Below are 404 nucleotides of genomic sequence, written 5' to 3'. Positions count from 1 at the left end.
CAGGAGTCCCGTCGTCCACTCGTCGCGCCGGGCGCCTACGACGCACTGAGCGCGCGGCTGGTGCAGCAGGCCGGTTTCGACGTCGTCTACATGACCGGCTTCGGGACGTCGGCCTCGCTGCTGGGCCGCCCGGACATCGGGCTGCTGGGCGGTGCGGAGATGACCGACAACGCCCGGCGCATGGCCCAGGCCGTCGAGGTGCCGCTCGTCGCCGACGCCGACACCGGCTACGGCAACGCGCTCAACGTCGTCCGCACCGTGCGCGAGTACGAGCAAGCCGGCGTCGGCGGGCTGCAGCTGGAGGACCAGGTCTCGCCCAAGCGCTGCGGGCACATGAGCGGCAAGGCGGTGATCGACACCGACGAGGCCGTCGCCAAGGTGCGGGCCGCCGTCGCCGCCCGCAC

General features: G+C 73.3%; 1 protein-coding gene. It reads left to right on the top strand.

The annotated features are described in order from the left end of the window. Nucleotides 1-404, top strand: a 404-nt coding sequence (locus M3677_RS17650; protein WP_251161233.1) for an oxaloacetate decarboxylase, incomplete at both ends; no start/stop codon positions are given.

The sequence above is a fragment of the Curtobacterium sp. P97 genome (assembly GCF_023712445.1).
Lineage (GTDB): Bacteria > Actinomycetota > Actinomycetes > Actinomycetales > Microbacteriaceae > Curtobacterium.
This window is presented reverse-complemented; position numbering and strand designations above follow the sequence as displayed.